Origin of the sequence: Streptomyces sp. BA2, assembly GCF_009769735.1 — a bacterium.
GTDB lineage: Bacteria > Actinomycetota > Actinomycetes > Streptomycetales > Streptomycetaceae > Streptomyces.
The window spans coordinates 5451778-5472791 of record NZ_WSRO01000002.1 but is presented as its reverse complement, the minus strand read 5'-3'; the positions used below and the strand labels follow the sequence as shown (position 1 = coordinate 5472791).

Below are 21014 nucleotides of genomic sequence, written 5' to 3'. Positions count from 1 at the left end.
ATCAGACCGCCCTCATCAGCAGGGTCGCGGCGATGAGTACCGCAACGCCGCCGAACATCGAGACCGCGTAGGAGCGGGCATAGCCGTTCTGCATCTTGCGCAGCCGCCCGGAGAACCCGCCGACCGAGGCCGCCGTGCCGTTGACGACTCCGTCGACCAAGGTGTGGTCGACGTAAACCAGGGAGCGGGTGAGGTGTTCTCCGCCGCGGACCAGGACGACGTGGTTGAAGTCGTCCTGGAGGAGATCGCGCCGGGCCGCCCTGGTGAGCAGCGAACCGCGCGGGGCAGTGACCGGGACGGGACGGCGGCCGTACTGGACGCAGGCGAGGCCCACACCGATGAGCAGGACGACCATGGTGGCGCCCGTGACCGTGGCGGCGCTCAGCGGCGAGTGGCCGTGGTCGTGGCGGGTGACCGGCTCGAGCCAGTGCATGAAGCGGTCGCCGATGCTGAAGAAGCCACCCGCGAAGACCGACCCGAAGGCCAGCACGATCATGGGGATCGTCATGGACCTGGGCGACTCGTGCGGGTGCGGCTCGTTGCCGTCCGCGTCGGGCTGCCAGCGCTTCTCACCGAAGAAGGTCATGATCATTACGCGTGTCATGTAGAACGCGGTGATCGCGGCGCCGAGCAGCGCGACCGAGCCGAGGATCCAGCCCTCCGTGCCGCCCTTGGCGAACGCCGCCTCGATGATCTTGTCCTTGGAGAAGAAGCCGGACAGACCGGGGAAGCCGATGATCGCCAGATAGCCGAGCCCGAAGGTCACGAAGGTGACCGGCATGTACTTCCTGAGGCCGCCGTACTTCCTCATGTCGACCTCGTCGTTCATGCCGTGCATGACCGAACCGGCCCCGAGGAAGAGCCCGGCCTTGAAGAAGCCGTGCGTCACCAGGTGCATGATCGCGAAGACGTAGCCGATGGGGCCGAGGCCCGCGGCCAGGATCATGTACCCGATCTGGGACATCGTCGACCCGGCGAGGGCCTTCTTGATGTCGTCCTTCGCGCAACCGACGATCGCACCGAAGAGGAGCGTGACGGCACCCACGACGGTGACGACGAGCTGCGCGTCCGGGGCTCCGTTGAAGATCGCGCCGGAGCGGACGATCAAGTACACGCCGGCGGTCACCATCGTCGCCGCGTGGATGAGGGCCGAGACCGGGGTCGGGCCCTCCATCGCGTCGCCGAGCCAGGACTGCAGCGGCACCTGGGCCGACTTGCCGCACGCCGCGAGCAGCAGCATCAGGCCGATGGCCGTCAGCTTGCCCTCCGACGTCTCACCCGTGGCCTCCAGGACCGGACCGAAGGCGAACGTCCCGAAGGTGGTGAACATCAGCATGATGGCGATCGAGAGGCCCATGTCGCCGACCCTGTTGACCAGGAAGGCCTTCTTCGCGGCGGTGGCCGCGCTGGGCTTGTGCTGCCAGAAGCCGATCAGGAGGTACGAGGCGAGGCCCACGCCCTCCCATCCGACGTACAGGAGCAGGTAGTTGTCGGCGAGGACGAGAATGAGCATCGCCGCGAGGAACAGGTTCAGATAGCCGAAGAAGCGGCGGCGCCGCTCGTCGTGCTCCATGTACCCGATGGAGTAGATGTGGATCAGGGTGCCCACACCGGTGATCAGCAGGACGAATGTCATCGACAGCTGGTCGAGCTGGAAGGCGACGTCCGCCTGGAAACCCTCCACGGGGATCCAGCTGAACAGGTGCTGCGACAGGGAGCGCTCATCGGCGCCCTTGCCCAGCATGTCGGCGAAGAGCACGACGCCGACGATGAAGGATGCGGCCGCGAGCAGCGTGCCGAGCCAGTGGCCCACACGGTCCAACCGCCGCCCGCCGCACAGCAGTACGGCCGCTCCGAGCAGAGGCGCCGCTACGAGCAGCGCGATCAGGTTCTCCACTTTTCAGCGACCCCTTACAGCTTCATCAGGCTGGCGTCGTCGACCGAGGCCGAGTGACGGGAGCGGAACAGCGACACGATGATCGCGAGGCCGACCACGACTTCCGCCGCGGCGACGACCATCGTGAAGAAGGCGATGATCTGGCCGTCGAGATTGCCGTGCAGCCGGGAGAAGGCGACAAAGGCGAGGTTGCACGCGTTGAGCATCAGCTCGATACACATGAACACCACGATCGCGTTCCGCCTGATCAGCACGCCGGTGGCGCCGATCGCGAACAACAGCGCCGCGAGGTACAGGTAGTTGACCGGATTCACTTCGACGCCTCCTCGGACTTGGGCGACCGCTCCAGACGCTCCTCGGAGCGCTGTTCGAGGGCCCGCAGGTCGTCAAGCGCCTCGTCCGACACATCGCGGATCTGGCCGCGCTCACGCAGCGTCTTGTTGACCGTGAGCTCGGAGGGGGTGCCGTCGGGGAGCAGTCCCGCGATGTCCACGGCGTTGTGCCGGGCGTAGACACCGGGGGCGGGCAGCGGCGGCAGGTGCTTGGACCGCACGCGCTCCTCGGACATCTCACGCTGCGTCTTGGCGCGCTCCGTGCGCTCGCGGTGGGTGAGCACCATCGCGCCGACCGTGGCGGTGATGAGCAGCGCGCCGGTGATCTCGAACGCGAAGACGTACTTCGTGAAGATGCTCTCGGCGAGGCCCTCCACGTTGCCGCCCGCGTTCGCCTTGGCGAGTCCGGCGAATTCGTTCACCGAGGCGTTCCCGATCCCCGCGAAGAGCAGGATGGCGAAGCCGAAGCCACAGAGGCCGGCCAGCCAGCGCTGCCCCTTGATGGTCTCCTTCAGGGAGTCGGCGGCGGTGACACCGACGAGCATGACCACGAAGAGGAAGAGCATCATGATCGCGCCCGTATAGACGACGACCTGGACGATGCCCAGGAAGTACGCGCCGTTGGCGAGGTAGAAGACCGCCAGGATGATCATGGTGCCGGCGAGACAGAGCGCGCTGTGCACGGCCTTCTTCATGAGGATCGTGCACAGGGCGCCGATCACGGCGACCGTGCCGAGCACCCAGAACTGGACGGCCTCACCGGTGGATGTGGTGTAGGCGGCGAGCTGCGTCATCGGTTGATCACCTTCCCCGACGCGGGCTCGTCTTCCCCGAAGGTGGAAGCGGCCTCCTGGGGCGTCTCCCCCTTGGAGAGGGCCACTTGGGGCACCGTGCCGGGCGCGGCCTCCGTCACCAGACCGCGGTAGTAGTCCTGCTCGTCCGTGCCGGGGAAGATCGAGTGCGGTGACTCGACCATGCCTTCCTCCAGGCCCGCGAGCAGCTGCTCCTTGGTGAAGATGAGCTTCTCGCGGCTGCTGTCGGCCAGCTCGAACTCGTTCGTCATCGTCAACGCGCGCGTGGGGCACGCCTCGATGCACAGGCCGCACAGGATGCAGCGGGCGTAGTTGATCTGGTAGACGCGGCCGTACCGCTCGCCCGGGGAGTAGCGCTCCTCCTCGGTGTTGTCCGCGCCCTCCACATAGATCGCGTCCGCGGGGCAGGCCCAGGCGCAGAGCTCACAGCCGATGCACTTCTCCAGGCCGTCCGGATGGCGGTTGAGCTGGTGCCTGCCGTGGAAGCGGGGAGCGGTGGTCTTCTCCTGCTCCGGATACTGCTCGGTCAGCCGCTTCTTGAACATGGCCTTGAAGGTCACGCCGAAGCCTGCGACGGGGTTCTGGAACCCCTGCTTCGATTGGTTCGACTCGTGGTGTGGCTCGTGGTGCGGCTCTTTCTTCGACTCAGCCATCGGACGCCTCCTTTCCGTCACTTCGGGTTCCGTCACTTTGAGTATCCGGCCCACCACTGACAATCAACTCCCGCTCCTGGCGCGAGCGTCGTCGCGGTACGGGCGGCAGGCTCTGTCCCGGCAGCGGCGGGACGGGGAAGCCGCCCGCCATCGGGTCGAACGCAACCGGCTCCTCGCCCTCGGATCGTGCCGCCGCTTCCTTCTCGCGCTTGTCGCGGAAGATGTCGACGACGACGGAGAGCAACAGGAGCGCGATGACTCCGCCGCCCACATAGAGCGCGATCGAGGTGAAGTCGTACTCCTCGTTCCGCATCGCCCTGACCGTGGCCACGAGCATCAGCCAGACGACCGAGACCGGGATCAGGACCTTCCAGCCGAGCTTCATCAGCTGGTCGTAGCGGACGCGTGGCAGCGTGCCGCGCAGCCAGATGAAGAAGAACAGCAGCAGCTGGACCTTGATCACGAACCAGAGCATCGGCCACCAGCCGTGGTTCGCGCCCTCCCAGAAGGTGCTGATGGGATACGGGGCCCGCCAGCCGCCCAGGAAGAGGGTGACCGAGACCGCCGAGACGGTGACCATGTTGACGTACTCGGCGAGCATGAACAGCGCGAACTTGATCGACGAGTACTCGGTGTTGAAGCCGCCGACCAGGTCGCCCTCGGACTCCGGCATGTCGAACGGGGCGCGGTTGGTCTCACCGATCATCGTCACGATGTAGATCAGGAACGAGACCGGGAGCAGCAGGATGTACCACCGGTCCGCCTGCGCCTCCACGATCGCCGAGGTCGACATCGACCCGGAGTAGAGGAACACCGAGGCGAACGCGGCGCCCATCGCGATCTCGTACGAGATCATCTGCGCGCAGGAGCGAAGACCGCCGAGGAGCGGATAGGTGGATCCAGAACTCCAACCCGCGAGGACGATGCCGTAGATGCCGACCGAGGCGACCGCGAGGATGTAGAGCATCGCGATCGGCAGGTCGGTGAGCTGCATCGTCGTGCGCTGGCCGAAGATCGAGATTTCGTTGCCCGCGGGGCCGAAGGGGATCACCGCGATCGCCATGAACGCCGGGATGGCCGCGACGATCGGCGCGAGGACGTAGACCACCTTGTCCGCGCGCTTGACGATCACGTCTTCCTTGAGCATCAGCTTGATGCCGTCCGCGAGGGACTGCAGCATGCCCCAGGGGCCGTGCCGGTTCGGGCCGATGCGCAGCTGCATCCAGGCGACGACCTTGCGCTCCCACACGATGGAGAAGAGCACCGTCACCATCAGGAACGCGAAACAGAAGACCGCCTTGATGGCGACGAGCCACCACGGGTCACGGCCGAACATGGACAGGTCTTCCGCCGCAAGCGGCACCATGTGGTGCATCACGACGTCACCTCCGGGGCCTCAGAGGGCTCCGGCAGGAGCGCCGGGCCGATACGGACGAGGTCGCCGGGGCGCGCACCGGTGTCGGAAGTGACGCCTCCCCCGGTCGAGTTCAGCGGCAGCCACACCACGCGGTCGGGCATCTCGGTGACCACAAGGGGCAGTTCCGTCGCCCCCGCCGGGCCGGTGACGGCAAGGACGTCGCCGCCCTTGACGCCGGCCTCGGCCGCGGTGGCCGCGGAGAGCCTGGCGACCGCGGCGTGCCGCGTACCGGCGAGCGCCTCGTCGCCCTCCTGGAGGCGGCCCTGGTCGAGCAGCAGCCGGTGCCCCGCGAGAACGGCCTCTCCGGAGGCGGGCCTCGGCGGCTGAGCAGCTGTCTCCACGGGGTCGGTGGCGTGCGTGCCCGCCCAGCCGCCGAGCCGGTCAAGCTCGCGCCGGGCCGTCGCCAGGTCGGGAAGAGCCAGATGTACGTCCCCGGCCTCGGCCAGCATGTGCAGCACACGCGCGTCCGTCGGGGCCAGCGTGCGTGTCATGTGGTCGGGCTTGAGCGCGGCGTCGAACATCCGCGCCCTGCCCTCCCAGTTGAGGAAGGTGCCGGGCTTCTCCGCGACCGCGGCCACGGGGAGTACGACGTCGGCGTGCTCGGTGACCTCACTGGGCCGCAGCTCGAGCGAGACCAGGAACCCGACCTCGGAGAGTGCTTCACGCGCGCGTGGCGGGTCGGGAAGGTCGGCGACCTCCACGCCCGCCACCAGGAGCGCGCCCAGTTCGCCGGTCGCCGCGGCCTCGATGATCTGGCCGGTGTCGCGGCCGTAGCGGTGCGGGAGTTCGGCGACGCGCCAGGCGGCCGCGACCTCGTCCCGCGCGCGCGGGTCGGTGGACGGACGCCCGCCGGGGAGCAGCGAGGGCAGCGCACCGGCCTCGATGGCACCGCGCTCTCCCGCCCGGCGCGGAATCCACACCAGCCGGGCACCGGTCGCGGACGCGGCCCGTACGGCAGCGGTGAGCCCGCCCGGCACGGCGGCAAGACGCTCGCCGACCACGATCACCGCACCCGAAGAACGCAGTGCCTCGGCCGCCTTCGCGCCGTCGCCCTCAAGTCCGGCCCCGCCCGCGAGGGCGTCGAGCCACTCCGTCTCGGTGCCGGGAGCCGCGGGCAGCAGCGTGCCGCCCGCCTTCTCCAGGCCCCGCGTCTGATGCGTGGCGAGGGAGAACGTCCGCTGTCCGTGCTTGCGCCAGGCCTTGCGAAGGCGCAGGAAGACCCCGGGCGCCTCCTCCTCGGCCTCGAAGCCGACGAGCAGGACCGCGGGCGCCTTCTCCACTTCCGCGTACGTGACTCCGGCGCCGTCGAGGTCCCGGCCCCGGCCCGCGACTCGGGCGGCGAGGAAGTCGGCCTCCTCGCTGCTGTGCACGCGCGCGCGGAAGTCGATGTCGTTCGTGTCGAGCGCCACGCGCGCGTACTTGCTGTACGCGTAGGCGTCCTCGACGGTGAGGCGACCACCGGTCAGCACACCGGCCCGGCCGCGCGCGGCGGCGAGCCCGGCGGCCGCGGCTTCGAGAGCCTCGGGCCAACTGGCCTTCTCCAGCTCACCCGTCTCCGCGTTGCGCACCAGCGGCGTGGTGAGCCGGTCCGGCTTCTGCGCGTAACGGAAGCCGAAGCGGCCCTTGTCGCAGACCCACTCTTCGTTGACCTCGGGGTCGTCCGCGGCGAGGCGCCGCATGACCTTGCCGCGCCGGTGGTCGGTGCGGGTCGCGCAGCCGCCCGCACAGTGCTCGCAGACCGACGGCGACGACACCAGGTCGAAGGGACGGGAGCGGAAGCGATACGCCGCCGAGGTCAGCGCGCCCACCGGGCAGATCTGGATGGTGTTCCCGGAGAAGTACGACTCGAAGGGGTCGCCCTCGCCCGTGCCGACCTGCTGGAGCGCGCCGCGCTCGATCAGCTCGATCATCGGGTCGCCCGCGATCTGGTTCGAGAACCGGGTGCAGCGCGCGCACAGCACACACCGCTCGCGGTCGAGCAGCACCTGGGTGGAGATCGGCACCGGCTTCTCGAACGTCCGCTTCTTGCCCTCGAAGCGGGAGTCCGTGTCACCGACCTGCATCGCCTGGTTCTGCAGGGGGCACTCGCCGCCCTTGTCGCAGACCGGGCAGTCCAGCGGGTGGTTGATGAGGAGCAGCTCCATCACACCGCGCTGGGCCTTCTCGGCGACCGGCGAGGAGAGCTGCGACTTCACGACCATGCCGTCGGTGCAGGTGATGGTGCAGGAGGCCATCGGCTTGCGCTGGCCCTCCACCTCGACGATGCACTGGCGGCAGGCGCCCGCCGGGTCGAGCAGCGGGTGGTCGCAGAACCGCGGGATCTCGATGCCGAGGAGCTCGGCGGCCCGGATCACCAGCGTCCCCTTCGGGACGCTGATCTCGATGCCGTCGATCGTCAGCGACACGAGATCTTCCGGCGGAACCGCCGCCTCGCCGCCCCCGGAGGGAGCGCTGTTGGTGGTCACTGTCATGCGTTCACCTCCGAATGTGCGGAGGGCCTGTCGGCCCAGAGAGTCGACTTGGCCGGGTCGAAGGGGCAGCCCTTGCCGGTGATGTGCTGCTCGTACTCCTCGCGGAAGTACTTGAGCGAGGAGAAGATCGGCGACGCGGCGCCGTCACCGAGAGCGCAGAAGGACTTGCCGTTGATGTTGTCGGCGATGTCGTTCAGCTTGTCGAGGTCGGACATCACGCCCTTGCCGGCCTCGATGTCGCGGAGCAACTGCACCAGCCAGTACGTCCCTTCGCGGCAGGGTGTGCACTTGCCGCAGGACTCGTGGGCGTAGAACTCGGTCCAGCGCGTGACCGCCCGCACGACGCACGTCGTCTCGTCGAAGCACTGCAGGGCCTTCGTGCCGAGCATCGACCCGGCGGCGCCCACGCCCTCGTAGTCCAGCGGGACGTCGAGGTGCTCGTCGGTGAACATCGGCGTCGACGAGCCGCCCGGCGTCCAGAACTTGAGCCGGTGGCCCGCCCTCATTCCGCCGCTCATGTCGAGCAGTTGGCGCAGGGTGATGCCGAGCGGGGCCTCGTACTGGCCGGGGCTCGTGACGTGGCCGCTCAGCGAATAGAGCGTGAAGCCGGGGGACTTCTCGCTCCCCATCGACTTGAACCAGTCTTTTCCGCGATTCAGGATCGCGGGAACCGACGCGATGGACTCGACGTTATTGACAACAGTGGGGCATGCGTAGAGGCCCGCGACGGCAGGGAAAGGGGGACGCAGTCGCGGCTGGCCACGGCGGCCTTCGAGCGAGTCGAGCAGCGCGGTCTCCTCACCACAGATGTACGCGCCCGCGCCCGCGTGCACGGTGAGTTCGAGGTCGAGTCCGCTGCCCAGGATGTTCTCGCCCAGGAATCCCGCCTCTTTCGCCTCACGCACGGCCTCGTGCAACCGCCTGAGCACGGGGACGACTTCACCGCGCAGGTAGATGAAGGCATGCGACGAGCGGATCGCGTAACAGGCGATCACAATGCCCTCGATGAGGCTATGCGGATTGGCGAAGAGGAGCGGGATGTCCTTGCAGGTCCCCGGCTCCGATTCGTCGGCGTTGACAACTAGATAGTGCGGCTTTCCATCTCCCTGCGGAATGAACTGCCATTTCATTCCGGTGGGGAATCCCGCGCCGCCCCGGCCACGCAGACCGGAGTCCTTCACGTACGCGATGAGGTCGTCCGGCGCCATGGCCAGGGCCTTGCGGAGGCCTTCGTACCCCTCGTGCCGCCGGTAGGTGTCCAGCGTCCAGGACTTCTCCTCGTCCCAGAACGCCGAAAGCACCGGTGCGAGCAGTTTCTCCGGGCTCGTCTCGTGGTCGATCTCGGCTGCCAAGGTCATCACTCCCCCTCCTCGGCGGTCGGTCCGGCCGGGTGGGCCGGGTCGGATGCCGAGGTCTCCTGCGGTGCGTCGTGCGAGCTGAGGTGCTCGGCAGGTGCCTCGTCCTGCGGACCGCCCGTCCGCGGGTGGACAACCCTCGGCTGCGGCAACTCGCCCTTGGCGAGGCGCAGTCCGATCAGCGAGGCCGGGCCGGCGCCGCCGCTCGCCTCGACGGCGCCCGCGCGCTCGTCCGGGAAGCCCGCCAGGATCCGGGCCGTCTCCTTGTACGTGCACAGGGGGGCGCCGCGGGTCGGCTCGACCTGCACGCCCGCGCGCAGGTCGTCGACGAGCCGCTTGGCGGTCTCGGGAGTCTGGTTGTCGAAGAACTCCCAGTTGACCATCACGACGGGAGCGAAGTCGCAGGCCGCGTTGCACTCGATGTGCTCCAGCGTGACCTTGCCGTCCTCCGTGGTCCCTTCGTTGCCGACGCCCAGGTGCTCCTGCAGCGACTCGAAGATCGCGTCGCCGCCCATGACGGCGCACAACGTGTTCGTACAGACACCGACTTGGTAGTCACCGGAGGGCTTGCGTCGGTACATCGTGTAGAAGGTCGCGACCGCGGTGACCTCGGCGGTGGTCAGGCCGAGCGCCTGCGCGCAGAAGGCCATGCCCGTGCGCGTGACGTGGCCCTCCTCCGACTGCACCAGGTGCAGCAGCGGGAGCAGTGCGGACCGGGAGTCCGGGTAGCGGGAGATGAGCTCCTTGGCGTCCGCGTCGAGCCTGGCCCGTACGTCGGCCGGGTAGTCGGGGGCGGGGAGTTGGGGCATGCCGAGGCTGACGCCCGCGCCCTGCTGGGAAGGGGTGGTGGTCACCGGTCGACGCCTCCCATCACGGGGTCGATGGACGCGACGGCGACGATGACGTCAGCGACCTGGCCGCCCTCGCACATCGCCGCCATGGCCTGCAGGTTGGTGAAGGACGGGTCGCGGAAGTGGACCCGGTAGGGGCGGGTGCCGCCGTCGGACACGACATGCACCCCGAGCTCGCCCTTGGGCGACTCGACCGCGGTGTACGCCTGCCCGGCCGGGACCCTGAAGCCCTCGGTCACCAGCTTGAAGTGGTGGATCAGGGCCTCCATGGAGGTGCCCATGATCTTCTTGATGTGATCGAGCGAGTTGCCCAATCCGTCCGGACCGAGCGCCAGTTGCGCGGGCCAGGCGATCTTCTTGTCGGCGACCATGACCGGGCCCGGTTCGAGGCGGTCCAGGCACTGCTCGACGATGCGCAGCGACTGGCGCATCTCCTCCAGGCGGATCAGGAAGCGTCCGTAGGAGTCGCAGGTGTCGGCGGTCGGCACGTCGAACTCGTAGTTCTCGTAGCCGCAGTAGGGCTGCGACTTGCGCAGGTCGTGCGGCAGACCGGCCGAGCGCAGGACGGGCCCCGTGGCGCCGAGTGCCATGCAGCCGGCGAGGTCGAGATAGCCGACGTCCTGCATGCGGGCCTTGAAGATGGGGTTCCCGGTGGCGAGCTTGTCGTACTCGCCGAGGTTCTTCCGCATCTTCTTCACGAACTCGCGGATCTGGTCGACCGCGCCCGGGGGCAGGTCCTGGGCGAGTCCGCCGGGCCGGATGTACGCGTGGTTCATGCGCAGCCCGGTGATCAACTCGAAGATGTCGAGAACGAGTTCACGATCACGGAAGCCGTAGATCATGATCGTCGTCGCGCCCAGCTCCATGCCGCCGGTGGCGATGCACACCAGGTGCGAGGAGAGCCGGTTGAGCTCCATCAGGAGCACGCGGATGATCGTTGCGCGGTCCGGGATCTGGTCCTCGATGCCGAGGAGCTTCTCGACCCCGAGGCAGTACGCCGCCTCGTTGAAGAACGGCGTCAGATAGTCCATGCGCGTGACGAACGTCGTGCCCTGCGTCCACGTGCGGTATTCGAGGTTCTTCTCGATGCCCGTGTGCAGATAGCCGATGCCGCAGCGGGCCTCGGAGACGGTCTCGCCCTCGATCTCCAGGATGAGCCGGAGCACACCGTGGGTGGAGGGGTGCTGCGGACCCATGTTGACGATGATGCGCTCGTCGTCGGACCTGGCCGCGGACTGGACGACCTCGTCCCAGTCGCCGCCGGTGACTGTATATACAGTCCCCTCGGTCGTCTCACGGGCGGAAGCGTGGGAAGTTCCCTGAGTGGCAGACATCAGCTGTACGACCTCCGCTGGTCCGGAGCCGGGATCTGGGCGCCCTTGTACTCGACGGGGATGCCGCCGAGGGGGTAGTCCTTGCGCTGCGGGAAGCCCTGCCAGTCGTCCGGCATCATGATCCGCGTAAGGGCTGGGTGACCGTCGAAGATCAGGCCGAAGAAGTCGTACGTCTCGCGCTCGTGCCAGTCGTTGGTCGGATAGACCGCGACCAGCGAGGGGACGTGCGGATCGGCGTCAGGGGCACTGACTTCGAGCCGGATCAGGCGGTTGTGGGTGATCGAGCGCAGGTGGTAGACGGCGTGCAGCTCGCGGCCCTTGTCCTCCAGGAAGTGCACCCCCGAGACGCCCGTGCAGAGCTCGAAGCGCAGGGCCGGGTCGTCGCGCAGGGTCTGGGCGACCCGCACGAGGTGCTCGCGCGCGATGTGGAAGGTGAGCTCGTCACGGTCGACGACCGTCTTCTCGATCGCGTTCTCCGGCAGCAGCCCCTGCTCTTCCAGGGCCCCCTCCAGCTCGTCCGCGACTTCGTCGAACCAGCCGCCGTACGGGCGCGCGGAGGCGCCCGGCAGGGTGACCGTCCGAACGAGCCCGCCGTAACCGGACGTGTCGCCGCCGTTGCTGGCGCCGAACATGCCCTTGCGGACGCCGATGACCTTGCCTGCCTCGTCGCGGGGGGCGGGAACGCCGTTGCCGTTCGCGCTCCCGTTCGCGTTCCCGTTTCGGTGCTCGTCGTGCGCGTCGCTCACCGCAGCAGCCCCTTCATCTCGATGGTGGGGAGCGCCTTGAGGGCCGCTTCCTCCGCCTCGCGGGCCGCTTCCTCGGCGTTGACCCCGAGCTTTCCGCCCTGGATCTTCTGGTGGAGCTTGAGGATGGCGTCCATCAGCATCTCGGGCCGCGGCGGACAGCCGGGCAAATAGATGTCAACAGGGACAATGTGATCCACACCCTGCACAATCGCGTAATTGTTGAACATCCCGCCGGATGAAGCGCAAACCCCCATGGAAATGACCCACTTGGGGTTGGGCATCTGGTCATAGACCTGCCGCAGGACCGGCGCCATCTTCTGGCTCACACGCCCGGCCACGATCATCAGGTCGGCCTGCCGCGGTGAACCGCGGAAGACCTCCATGCCGAAGCGGGCCAGGTCGTAACGCCCGGCCCCCGTCGTCATCATCTCGATGGCGCAGCACGCGAGGCCGAAGGTCGCGGGGAAGACGGATGACTTGCGCACCCAGCCCGCGGCTTGTTCGACGGTGGTCAGCAGAAAACCGCTCGGCAGTTTCTCTTCGAGTCCCATGCTCTTTGGCCCCTCAGACCTTTAGTCCCATTCCAGGCCGCCGCGCCGCCATACGTACGCGTACGCGACGAAGACGGTGAGCACGAAGAGCAGCATCTCCACGAGCCCGAAAATCCCCAGGGCGTCGAAGGTGACGGCCCAGGGGTAAAGGAAGACGATCTCGATGTCGAAGACGATGAAGAGCATCGCCGTCAGGTAGTACTTGATCGGGAATCGCCCGCCGCCGGCCGGAGTCGGCGTCGGCTCGATACCGCACTCATACGCCTCGAGCTTGGCGCGGTTGTACCGCTTTGGACCGATAAGCGTGGCCATGACCACGGAGAAGATCGCAAAGCCTGCCCCGAGGGCTCCCAGCACGAGGATGGGCGCATAGGCGTTCACGCTCCTCGCTCCTCTCAGTCGGCACTGACTGTTGGCGGTTGCATTGGACCGGGGACCCGCCCTCACGAAGATCGCTTACATGTGAAGCAGGTCACAAGCCCAACTGCCCCGCATCTTATGCCCGCCGGTCTGTGATCTGCGACACGGGGTGCGACAACGGCTTTGTGATCTCCACCACCTGACGAAGGATCATGAAGTCGGATGAGCGGTGATCTTCATACGCGAAGCGCCTGAGTGATCACCAGAGGTGACATCTCAGCGAGTTACCGCTGGTCGGGAGGGGGTCGCCCTATCAAGCGTCGCCCGCAGTAAGCAAATTGGCGCTGGACACGCTGGCTTGATACTGGCGGCTCATTCACACTTTGGCGGGAGCGGTGTGGACGCGAGTGGACAACCGCGGACGCGTGCACCGATTCACGAGCGGCCGGAGCGGCATCTCACGAGCAGCCGGGGCGACATCCACGCGAAGGCGGCATGAGGGTGAATCGGCACCCCTCCCACACCGGCCCGTCGTCGATCCACCGTCGATTCGCCGTCGATCCGTCACCGATCCCCCATACGGGCAACACCCCTGAATTCTTCGGGAGATCTCAGGAAGGTCTCGGCGGGATCTCGGAGAGATCCCCTGGGGCTACACCTGTGACCTGCGCCACACACCAATGTGCGGCAGAGAAACCGGGCTTGGCCAACCGGCTCAACCGGTGGTAGACCACGGGCAATTCGGGCGTATCACGGAAAACCCATGATCACAGGCGTGATCACCGTTGTCCGCATTGCCCGTTACGGCGTCAATAAGAAGTGACACGCCCGGGATTCGCGGCCGTCGCGAGCAACTGTGGCGCAGCCCACGTTTCTTGATGGGAACCCTGACTCCCTGATAGCGGTTGTTCTCATGTCCCACACCGCTCACATACCCAGCCACCGGAAGCCCCGTCGTAGCGCCTCGAAGATGGCCCTGCGCGCCGGAGTTGCCGGTGGCGTCCTCAGCACCCTGGCAGTGGCCGCGGCCGCTGGCACGGCGAACGCCGCCGAGCCGGTGACCGAGACCATCGAAATGCCCACGCTCACCGCGGACCTCTCCACGCAGATCGCGCAGTCCGCTGAAGTCACGCAGCAGACCGCCGACAGCTACGAGCTCCGTGCCGAGCAGGACGCGGCCGCCGTGAAGGCCGCCAAGCAGGCCAAGGAAGACCAGGCCGCCGCCGAGAAGAAGGCGGAGGCCAAGGCGAAGGCCGAGGCCGCCGCCAAGAAGAAGGCGGAGGAGGAGCGCGCCTCGCGTTCCGCCGAGCGCACGACGCTCAGCGCCGCCGGCGGCTCCAGCGCCTCGTCCGCCGATGTGGCCGCCCCGGCCAGCGGCAGCGTCGGGTCGGTCATCAGCTTCCTCAAGGCCCAGCTCGGCGACGCGTACGTCATGGGTGCCTCAGGACCCAACGCCTGGGACTGCTCCAGCCTCGTCCAGGCCGCGTTCAAGCAGGCGGGCGTGGACCTTCCGCGCGTCTCGCAGGACCAGTCGGTCTCCGGTACGCCGGTCTCGCTCGACAGCGTCCAGGTGGGCGACATCCTTTACTGGGGTGGCGCGGGCTCCGCGTACCACGTGGGTGTCTACATCGGTAATGGCCAGTACCTCGACGCCGCCAACCCCAGCAAGGGCGTTGTCATCCAGGATCTGTCGGGTTACCCGGCCGACGGCGCCGTGCGCGTCCTCTAAGGGCCCTCACAGCCACACACAGCCACAGAGAAGGGCCGGGAACCCCAGCGGGGTTCCCGGCCCTTCTGTGCGCTTCTGGTGAAGGCTCAGCTCTTCGGGGAGAGCTCGCCCATCTCGGACCAGCTGTTGCCCGGGATCTCGGTGTGGATGATCTCGGGAGTCGAGGCGATCGCCTCGGACATCGTCTCCATGGCCGCCTTGAAGTGCTCGGAGCCAACGTGCACGGCGCCCGCCTCCTGCGAGGCGAAGCCCTCAAGGAGGACGTACTGGTTGGGGTCGTCGACGCTGCGGGACCAGTCGTAGAAGAGGTTGCCCTCCTCCGCGCGCGTGGCCCGGGTGAACTCGGCGGTCCGCTCCAGCCAGCTGTCGGCGTACTCGGGGCGGACGGTGAACTTGACGGCAATAAAAATCATGCGACCACCCTCGTACTACCCACGGGGTAAGGGCAAATCGGACAGAGCCCCGCGCCTGCAGACGGGCACGCCCACAGACCCTCACGCCTTCGGCGCCACCTTGCTCAAGCCGTTGATGATGCGGTCCATCGCGTCGCCGCCCGTCGGGTCGGTGAGGTTGGCCAGCATCTTCAGGGTGAAGCGCATCAGCATCGGGTGCGTAAGGCCGCGCTGCGTGGCGATCTTCATGACCTTCGGGTTGCCGATGAGCTTCACGAAGGCGCGGCCCAGCGTGTAGTAGCCGCCGTAGGTGTCCTTGAGGACCTTCGGGTAGCGCTGGAGGGCGAGTTCGCGCTGGACGGGGGTGGCGCGGGCGTGCGCCTGGACGATGACGTCCGCCGCGATCTGCCCTGACTCCATGGCGTACGCGATGCCCTCGCCGTTGAAGGGGTTCACCATGCCGCCCGCGTCGCCCACCAGGAGCAGGCCCTTGGTGTAGTGCGGCTGGCGGTTGAAGGCCATGGGCAGGGCGGCACCGCGGATCGGCATCGTCATGTTGTCCGGGGTGTAGCCCCACTCCTCCGGCATCGAGGCGCACCAGGCCTTCAACACCTCGCGCCAGTCCAGCTCCTTGTAGGCCGAGGAGGAGTCGAGGATGCCGAGCCCCACGTTCGACGTGCCGTCGCCCATGCCGAACACCCAGCCGTATCCGGGCAGGAGCCGGTCCTCGGCGCCCCGGCGGTCCCACAGCTCCAGCCAGGACTCCAGGTAGTCGTCGTCGTGGCGCGGCGACGTGAAGTACGTACGGACCGCGACGCCCATCGGGCGGTCGTCGCGGCGGTGCAGACCCATCGCGAGGGAGAGCCGCGTCGAGTTGCCGTCGGCGGCGACCACCAGCGGGGCGTGGAAGGTGACCGGGGTCTTCTCCTCGCCGAGCTTGGCGTGCACGCCGGTGATGCGGCCCGTGCGGTCGTCGACGATCGGGGCGCCGACGTTGCAGCGCTGGTGCAGGCGGGCGCCCGCCTTCTGGGCCTGGTTCGCGAGCTGCTCGTCGAAGTCGTCGCGCTTACGGACCAGGCCGTAGTTCGGGTAGGCGGCAAGTTCCGGCCAATCGAGCTGGAGCCGGACGCCGCCCCCGATGATGCGCAGGCCCTTGTTCCGCAGCCAGCCCGCCTCCTCGGAGATGTCGATCCCCATGGACACGAGCTGTTTGGTGGCGCGCGGCGTCAGGCCGTCGCCGCAGACCTTTTCCCTTGGGAACGCGGTCTTCTCCAGGAGGAGTACGTCGAGTCCGGCCTTCGCCAGGTAGTAGGCGGTCGTGGAACCGGCTGGCCCGGCCCCGACGACGATCACATCAGCGGTGTGTTCGGTGAGGGCCTTGGCCTCAGTCACGGCGGGTTCTCCCCAAGGCTCGAAATCTGTGTGCCGGCGGGCACGGGATATGGGCAGTCTATGCAGCGGTACTGATCCGTAAGCCGAAGGGCCACCCGTGACAAAGCAGGCACTGCCGACCGAGACCCTGCCCGCCGTACACCTGCGCGTTCCGACCCACGAGGACGCCTTCGTCTGGCACCGCCTCTTCGACGACCCGGACGTCATGGAGTTCCACGGCGGCGCGCCGGCCGAGCTCTCCGTGTACGAGGAGCTCACCGCCCGGCAGCGCAGACACGACGCCGAACTCGGCTTCTGCCTCTGGACGTTGCTCGACGCCGAGGGCGAGCCGCTCGGCTTTGTCGGCGCGCAGCCCTGGCCGCGTGACTGGGGGCCCCAGGGCAAGATCGAGATCGGCTGGCGGCTGGGGCGCGCCGCTTGGGGTAAGGGGTACGCGACGGCCGCGGCGCGGGCCACCCTGGAGCGGGTGCGCGCGGCGGGCATACCGGACGTGGTGGCGATGGTGGACGTTCGTAATGAGCGGTCGGTGGCTGTGACGCGGCGGCTGGGGATGCGGCTCGAGGAGACGTATTCGCTTCCGGGGGGTCCGCTTCCGGAGGGTCCGCGGCAGGCGCATCGCTTCGGTCTCGTCCTCTGACGCGGCGCCATTTGGGCTGAGCGCACAGTTCCCCGCGCCCCTTCGGGGCACTTACCCTTCCGGTACTGCTGGGGGGGGTGACATCCGTGGCGAACGCGCCCAGGACAGACGAAGTGCTCGTACCGCGGCTGATCGGTCTCATGGCCGTGGACGCGCGCGAGTCGGCGGCGAAGCACGGCGTGCTGCTCGCGGCGCCGGACCGCCCCGACTTCCACCTGGTCGTCCTCGATCACGTGGTCCGGCAGTACCCACTCCCCGGCACGTGGATCCCGCGCGGCGCCGTCGTCACCGTCTGGTTCGAACTCGGCCCGAGCGAGGGCGAGGGCGGCGCGGGCGTACGCGAGCCGCGCCGCCCGGGGCCTCCGGACGGCGGGCTGCGGCGAGAGCTGGACGAGCCGGAGAGCGAGGTCGGCGCCGTGCTGTAGGGCCGGGACGCCGGGCGGCTCAGCCGACGCCGGGCGGCTCAGCCGTTGAGCCGCCAGTGTTCGAGCGCGGTCCCGTGGACCTTCTCGCCCTCGCCCGCGGGCCAGAAGTCCGCGCGCCAGGAGAGCTGGATGGCGTACTCGGTGCCGTTGTCCGCGACGTAACTCTGGTTCAGCGCATGGATCTCGCGGCCCGCCGTGTCGGTGTACGTGTACTCCCAGATCGCGCCGCTGCGCCCCTGGAAGGTGTTCGGCTCAAGCCGGATCCGCTGGTAGTCCGACTTCTTCGGGTCCTTCTTGGCGTCCTTCTCGATGGTCGTGAAGTTCTCGTACGAGGTGTACGTGGCGTTCGGGACCACGCCGACGATGAACCCCTCCCGTCCGGTCGACCCGGCGTACACGATCTGCCCCGGCCGCTCCTCGCCCTGCCGGGTCCAGCCCTCGGGCACGGCGAACTCGAAGCCGCTCACGTCGGACACCAGGTCGGAGCCCGCGGGCAGTTCGGGCGCGTCGTCCAAGGCGTCCGGGCTCGCGCTCGGCGCGTCCGTGGGGGTCTCGTCCGTGGAGATCTCATCCGTGGGGGTGGCCGAGGGGGACGGCGAAGGCGGCTGCGTGGGGTCCTCGGAGCGGCTGACGGAGGGCTTGTCGTCCTTGCCTCCCGCCTTGTCGGCCGCGCCGTCGTCGTTGTTCTGCCAGAGCAGGACACCGGCCGCGATGCCGCTGCCGATGAGGAAGGCGGCGGCGAGGGTGCCGGCCCAGAGGGCGGTGCGGCGGGGCTGGGACGGGGTGGGGGGCTGCTGGCCCAGCTGGAAGGTGCGGGGGTCGTAGGCGGCGGGGGCGTAGGCGGGGTTCGCGGCCGGGTCGTAGGCGGGTTGGGGCGCGGGCGAGGCCTGCGGCTCGGGGGTGGCGCCTCCGTGCATCGGGGCGTCCATGGTGACGGCAGCCGCGGCGTCCACGGCGTCCACGGCGCCACCGGACGCGCCCGCGGGGCCGCTCGGCATCGGCGGGACCTGCGGCATCGGTGCCGCGCCGGTCCCGGCCCCCTGCCCCGTCATCTGTCCCGGCACCTGCCCTGTCATCTGCCCCGTCATCTGCAGCAGGAACGGGGCGACGAGCGCGGCGGCGAAGACCCAGAGCAGCCCGAACAGCAGCGCGTCCGGCACGCTCACGCCCGCCTCGAAGCTGCCATTGCCCGTGCCGCCCGCGCTGCCGCCTCCGCCGAACTCCGACGAAGCGCTTCCGGTCGCGTCGACACTGAACCCGCCGACTCCGGCCAGGAGCAGGAAGAGCCCGAAGAAGGCGCCCGCGGCGAGCAGTTGCTCCCCCCGGTGCGCGGAACGGCGCGCGGCCAGGAGGCCGAGGCCCAGCGCGCAGACGAGCCCGAGCGCCAACGCCCCCACGATCGCCCAGTCGTTGGTGACGTCCCCGAGCTCGGAGAGCCCGAAGGATTCACTCTGGTAGCCGCCGCCGTACGCCGAACTGCTGCCTTCCACCGATGCCTTGAGCGGCGCGCCCCAACCGAGCCCGAGGGCCGCGATGCCGAGGTTCGGCAGCATGAGCAGGGCGATGAGCAGCGGGGACACATCGGCGTCGTCGAGGTCGGTGAGGCCTTCGAGGTCGTCGACCTGGGCGAGGCTGATGAACGCGACGACCGAGCAGAGGGCAAGCACGATCCCGAGCGCGCGCAGCGCGGTGCCGGTGGCGCGGAACGCCGCCTGCCAGCCGGGCCGCGCGGCCAGCCACTGGGCCAGGTCGTGGCGGTGCAGCACACCGCAGGTGACGGCGAGTCCCAGTACGAGCGCGCCGAGCGCGGCGAGCACCGGCGACGAGGAGAGCTCGACGCCCTCGATCTCGGGCTGCGCGAAGAGGCTGAGCACGAGGGTGCACACGGTCACCAACAGCGTGACGCGCACGGCCGCTTCGAGCCCGGCCGTGCCACCGCCCTGTCCTCCGGCGCGCAGGAGAACGCGGCTGCGCAGGATGCGTACGCCGATGAAGAGGGCCCCGACCCACAGGGCGGTGGCGGTGAGCGGAATGAGGTGCAACGTGGCGCTGCCGTCGAAGGCGACGTCGACACTGGAGCTCTCACCGCCGAAGAGGGACGACTGCTGCCGCTCGCTCCCCGAGATCTCGAAGCCGCCGCCGACTGCCTGGAGCAGCAGCGCGAGGGCGATCCGGAGCCGGTCGCCGAACCCCACGACGACGTCACCGTCGTCCTGCCCGTACGAGGGAATGGCCAACGCGACGGCCGCGACGAGCACCAACCCCACGGGCCACAGGGCGGCTTGGGCGGCGCCCGCCCAGTCCCCCCGGAGCGCACGCCCGAAGAAGGCACCGAGCGGAGAGGGAGCTGAGGGCGCTGCGGGCGCCCCCGGAACGTATGCGGGAGGGGCGGGGAGGGACGGCGCGGGGAAGGACGTCTCGGTGAACCCGGGCCCGGCTGGGGACGCCTCACTGCCGGGTGCGTCAGCGTCAGCGTCAGTCTCAGGGGCCGCCGACGCCGCAGGGGGGTCCTCCCCAGCAGACGTGGGAACGCCCAGCTCTGCCGCGGGCAGTTCCGCGGGCCCCGCGTCCACCGTCGTGTCACGCGGACGCTCTCGCCCGCACTTCATGCAGAAGCGGGCCTCGTCGGGGGTGGGTGCCCCGCAGTGAGGGCAGTACGACGCCATGGGAACGCTCCGTCATTGGGGAGATGACCAGCAAGACCGACACCGACCCGTGCCGAGCGATCCCGCGGCGGCCGATGCGAAAGAGCGGCTTCGCATCGCTCCGTCGCGTCGGCGGAGTCGTATCACAACGGACACATCTTGCCCGGTGGCTGGTTCCCGTCAACTCGGGCCAGGACGCCCCGAGATGGGCCTACGCCTTGAACCCCCGGTGCAGGGCCACGACCCCGCCCGTCAGATTCCGCCACGCCACCTTCGACCAGCCCGCGTCCTGAAGCCGCGCGGCCAGCGTCGGCTGGTCCGGCCAGGAGCGGATGGACTCCGCGAGATAGACGTACGCGTCGGGGTTGGAGGAGACCGCGCGCGCCACCGGCGGCAGCGCCCGCATCAGGTACTCCTCGTAGACCGTGCGGAACGGCGTCCACGTCGCGTGCGAGAACTCGCAGATGACGACCCGGCCGCCGGGCTTCGTCACGCGGTACATCTCCCGCAGCGCCTCGTCCGTCTCGTGGACGTTGCGAAGCCCGAAGGAGATCGTGACGGCGTCGAACGTGTCGTCCTTGAACGGCAGCTTCGTCGCGTCGCCCGCCGTGAACGGCATCCAGGGGTGGCGCGCCTTGCCGACCTGGAGCATGCCGAGCGAGAAGTCGCAGGGCACGACGTACGCTCCCGCTCGGGCGAACGGCTGGGACGAGGTCGCGGTGCCCGCGGCGAGGTCCAGCACCTTCTGCGCGGGGCGCGCGTCGACCGCCTTCGCGACCTCCTTGCGCCACAGCCTCGCCTGGCCGAGCGACAGCACGTCGTTCGTCAGGTCGTACCGTTCCGCCACGTCGTCGAACATGGAGGCGACTTCGTGCGGCTGCTTTTCCAGGGTGGCTCGGGTCACCCCGCTATTGTGGCAGGCCGCCGCCGCCTCGCCTGCGGCGGGCGATTTCGCGGTGCGTCTGCCTGGTGCGGCCCGTCTGCGGGTGCGGGTCCGTCGTGGTTGCTCGCGCCC

Annotated in this window: 19 protein-coding genes and 1 pseudogene; 3 read left to right on the top strand and 17 right to left on the bottom strand. The window is 68.8% G+C overall.

What is annotated here, in order from left to right; all coding sequences use genetic code 11:
- Nucleotide 1 precedes the first annotated feature (1 nt).
- The 12 genes from nuoL to E5671_RS27430 are packed head-to-tail and all read right to left on the bottom strand — an operon-like array spanning nt 2 to nt 12800.
- Nucleotides 2–1897 (bottom strand): NADH-quinone oxidoreductase subunit L, encoded by a 1896-nt coding sequence (gene nuoL / locus E5671_RS27485; RefSeq protein ID WP_160506590.1) that lies wholly within the window; start codon nt 1895–1897, stop codon nt 2–4.
- A gap of 14 nt (nt 1898–1911) precedes the next feature.
- Nucleotides 1912–2211, bottom strand: coding sequence for an NADH-quinone oxidoreductase subunit NuoK (gene nuoK / locus E5671_RS27480; protein ID WP_016640174.1), 300 nt, complete (start codon nt 2209–2211; stop codon nt 1912–1914).
- Entirely contained in the window at nt 2208–3023 is an 816-nt protein-coding gene (locus tag E5671_RS27475) for an NADH-quinone oxidoreductase subunit J (RefSeq protein WP_160506589.1), read from the bottom strand. Before E5671_RS27475 ends, nuoK begins: the two co-directional genes overlap by 4 nt.
- Complete coding sequence (gene nuoI / locus E5671_RS27470; protein ID WP_160506588.1) at nt 3020–3694, bottom strand: NADH-quinone oxidoreductase subunit NuoI; 675 nt, start codon at nt 3692–3694, stop codon at nt 3020–3022. The genes E5671_RS27475 and nuoI overlap by 4 nt, the downstream gene beginning before the upstream one ends.
- Nucleotides 3687–5069 carry an NADH-quinone oxidoreductase subunit NuoH gene (gene nuoH / locus E5671_RS27465; RefSeq protein WP_443032801.1) on the bottom strand — a complete coding sequence of 461 codons (1383 nt, stop codon included), beginning with the start codon at nt 5067–5069 and terminating at the stop codon, nt 3687–3689. Before nuoH ends, nuoI begins: the two co-directional genes overlap by 8 nt.
- Nucleotides 5069–7582: an NADH-quinone oxidoreductase subunit G gene (locus E5671_RS27460; protein ID WP_160506587.1), complete on the bottom strand. Its 2514-nt coding sequence runs from the start codon at nt 7580–7582 to the stop codon at nt 5069–5071. Before E5671_RS27460 ends, nuoH begins: the two co-directional genes overlap by 1 nt.
- A complete protein-coding gene (gene nuoF, locus E5671_RS27455) occupies nt 7579–8940 on the bottom strand; it encodes an NADH-quinone oxidoreductase subunit NuoF (RefSeq protein WP_160506586.1) in 1362 nt (453 codons plus the stop codon). The genes E5671_RS27460 and nuoF overlap by 4 nt, the downstream gene beginning before the upstream one ends.
- Nucleotides 8940–9746 carry an NADH-quinone oxidoreductase subunit NuoE gene (gene nuoE / locus E5671_RS27450; protein WP_202122335.1) on the bottom strand — a complete coding sequence of 269 codons (807 nt, stop codon included), beginning with the start codon at nt 9744–9746 and terminating at the stop codon, nt 8940–8942. Before nuoE ends, nuoF begins: the two co-directional genes overlap by 1 nt.
- 41 nt (nt 9747–9787) lie before the next feature.
- Nucleotides 9788–11122 carry an NADH-quinone oxidoreductase subunit D gene (locus E5671_RS27445; RefSeq protein ID WP_160506584.1) on the bottom strand — a complete coding sequence of 445 codons (1335 nt, stop codon included), beginning with the start codon at nt 11120–11122 and terminating at the stop codon, nt 9788–9790.
- The gene (locus E5671_RS27440) at nt 11122–11868 is read right to left on the bottom strand and encodes an NADH-quinone oxidoreductase subunit C (protein WP_160506583.1); all 747 of its coding nucleotides are present in this window, start codon (nt 11866–11868) and stop codon (nt 11122–11124) included. Before E5671_RS27440 ends, E5671_RS27445 begins: the two co-directional genes overlap by 1 nt.
- Nucleotides 11865–12419, bottom strand: coding sequence for a NuoB/complex I 20 kDa subunit family protein (locus E5671_RS27435; protein ID WP_160506582.1), 555 nt, complete (start codon nt 12417–12419; stop codon nt 11865–11867). The genes E5671_RS27440 and E5671_RS27435 overlap by 4 nt, the downstream gene beginning before the upstream one ends.
- A gap of 21 nt (nt 12420–12440) precedes the next feature.
- A complete protein-coding gene (locus E5671_RS27430; RefSeq protein ID WP_003992243.1) occupies nt 12441–12800 on the bottom strand; it encodes an NADH-quinone oxidoreductase subunit A in 360 nt (119 codons plus the stop codon).
- An 892-nt stretch (nt 12801–13692) separates the two neighbouring features.
- On the opposite strand from E5671_RS27430, the gene E5671_RS27425 reads away from it, so the two are divergent.
- A complete protein-coding gene (locus E5671_RS27425) occupies nt 13693–14508 on the top strand; it encodes a C40 family peptidase (protein ID WP_160506581.1) in 816 nt (271 codons plus the stop codon).
- Nucleotides 14509–14594: 86 nt separating this feature from the next.
- Here the strand turns inward: E5671_RS27425 and E5671_RS27420 are convergent, their stop codons facing one another.
- A complete protein-coding gene (locus E5671_RS27420) occupies nt 14595–14921 on the bottom strand; it encodes a putative quinol monooxygenase (RefSeq protein ID WP_160506580.1) in 327 nt (108 codons plus the stop codon).
- An 81-nt stretch (nt 14922–15002) separates the two neighbouring features.
- A complete protein-coding gene (locus tag E5671_RS27415) occupies nt 15003–16292 on the bottom strand; it encodes a geranylgeranyl reductase family protein (RefSeq protein WP_160506579.1) in 1290 nt (429 codons plus the stop codon).
- Nucleotides 16293–16389: 97 nt separating this feature from the next.
- On the opposite strand from E5671_RS27415, the gene E5671_RS27410 reads away from it, so the two are divergent.
- Both E5671_RS27410 and E5671_RS27405 read left to right on the top strand, forming a co-directional pair.
- The gene (locus tag E5671_RS27410) at nt 16390–16929 is read left to right on the top strand and encodes a GNAT family N-acetyltransferase (protein ID WP_336605861.1); all 540 of its coding nucleotides are present in this window, start codon (nt 16390–16392) and stop codon (nt 16927–16929) included.
- A gap of 77 nt (nt 16930–17006) precedes the next feature.
- Entirely contained in the window at nt 17007–17354 is a 348-nt protein-coding gene (locus E5671_RS27405; protein WP_443032705.1) for a PASTA domain-containing protein, read from the top strand.
- A 38-nt stretch (nt 17355–17392) separates the two neighbouring features.
- Here the strand turns inward: E5671_RS27405 and E5671_RS27400 are convergent, their stop codons facing one another.
- From E5671_RS27400 to E5671_RS27395, 3 genes and pseudogenes are all read right to left on the bottom strand, one after another.
- Nucleotides 17393–19621: a hypothetical protein gene (locus E5671_RS27400; protein ID WP_237330991.1), complete on the bottom strand. Its 2229-nt coding sequence runs from the start codon at nt 19619–19621 to the stop codon at nt 17393–17395.
- Nucleotides 19622–19951: 330 nt separating this feature from the next.
- Nucleotides 19952–20020: pseudogene (locus E5671_RS47090) on the bottom strand (zinc-ribbon domain-containing protein); the annotation flags it as partial.
- 190 nt (nt 20021–20210) lie between these two features.
- Nucleotides 20211–20903 carry a demethylmenaquinone methyltransferase gene (locus E5671_RS27395; protein ID WP_160506577.1) on the bottom strand — a complete coding sequence of 231 codons (693 nt, stop codon included), beginning with the start codon at nt 20901–20903 and terminating at the stop codon, nt 20211–20213.
- Nucleotides 20904–21014: the final 111 nt, after the last annotated feature.